The 208-nt window shown below is 30.3% G+C and carries 1 protein-coding gene; it reads left to right on the top strand.

Going from position 1 to position 208, the window contains the following annotated elements; all coding sequences use genetic code 11:
- Nucleotides 1-14: 14 nt before the first annotated feature.
- Nucleotides 15-208, top strand: a 194-nt coding sequence (locus tag ACRHOC_RS16015) for a hypothetical protein (RefSeq protein WP_431159539.1), incomplete at its 3' end; no start/stop codon positions are given.

Genomic DNA, 208 nt, shown 5'->3' with positions numbered 1-208 from the left:
ATTTTTAACAGTATATGAAAAAATTATTAATTCACAGTAATAACACTTCCTTTACCACTGAAGCGTTGTTTCCTGTTAAGAATCAGTACTTATTTGATATCGCCTACGCCAAAAGCGCCGATGAATATATTGATGATATACTAAATGATGACTTAGGAGAACGGTTAAAATATACAGATGTCGTTTATATAAAAGTTTCACTATCATC

The organism is Winogradskyella poriferorum (assembly GCF_050618035.1).
Lineage (GTDB): Bacteria > Bacteroidota > Bacteroidia > Flavobacteriales > Flavobacteriaceae > Winogradskyella > Winogradskyella poriferorum_A.
This window is presented reverse-complemented; position numbering and strand designations above follow the sequence as displayed.